At 70.8% G+C, this 895-nt stretch carries 1 pseudogene; it reads left to right on the top strand.

The annotated features are described in order from the left end of the window. The first annotated feature begins 67 nt into the window (after nt 1–67). Nucleotides 68–888, top strand: a pseudogene (locus tag LZ495_RS43660) (IS5 family transposase). Nucleotides 889–895: the final 7 nt, after the last annotated feature.

Here is an 895-nt window from a genome sequence, read left to right as displayed (position 1 = left end):
CTTAGTGGTCCTAACAGAACGATCTTTGGCAGTGTGACGTTCGGCGGCTTGGGTCGTTGAACGGTTCGTGCGCAAAGGGGAGTTGCGTCCGTGGGTCGTCTCGGACGAGTTGTGGGCCTTGGTCGAGCCGCTGCTGCCGGTCCCGCGGTTGAAGCAGGTGCCGGGCCGGCCGCGGGTGCCGGACCGGCAGGCGCTGTGCGGGATCTTGTTCGTGCTGCACACCGGGATCCAGTGGGAGTACCTGCCGCAGGAGCTCGGGTTCGGGTCCGGGATGACGTGCTGGCGGCGGCTGGCCTGGTGGAACGAGGCCGGCGTGTGGGACCGCCTGCACGTGATCCTCCTGGAGAGGCTGCACGGCGCCGGGAAGCTGGACTGGTCGCGGGCGGTGATCGACTCCACCCACGTCCGGGCGGCCCGGCGCGGCCCAAAAGCGGACCCAGCCCGGTCGACCGCGCCCGGCCGGGCAGCAAGCACCACGTCCTGACCGACGCCCAGGGCATCCCGCTCGCGGTGACGCTGACCGGCGGCAACCGCAACGACGTCACCCAGCTCGAACCGCTCCTGGACAAGGTCCCGCACGTCCGCAGCGGCCGCCCCGGGCGGCCCCGCCACCGTCCCGACATGCTGTTCGCGGACCGCGGCTACGACCACGACAAGTACCGCCGCCTGCTGCGCAAGCGCGGCATCCGGCACCGCATCGCCCGCCGCGGCACCCCACACGGCTCCGGCCTCGGCCGGTTCCGCTGGGTCGTCGAACGCACCATCGCCTGGCTCCACGGCTTCCGCCGCCTACGGATCCGCTGGGAACGCCGCGACGACATCCACGAAGCCTTCCTCGCCCTCGCCACCTGCCTCATCACGCTCAGGCACGTACAACGCCTTTGTTAGGACCACT

This window comes from Yinghuangia soli, from assembly GCF_021502675.1.
GTDB classification, from domain to species: Bacteria; Actinomycetota; Actinomycetes; order Streptomycetales; family Streptomycetaceae; genus Yinghuangia; species Yinghuangia soli.
Note: the sequence above shows the minus strand (reverse complement) of the source record. Positions and strands in the feature narration are given on the sequence as shown.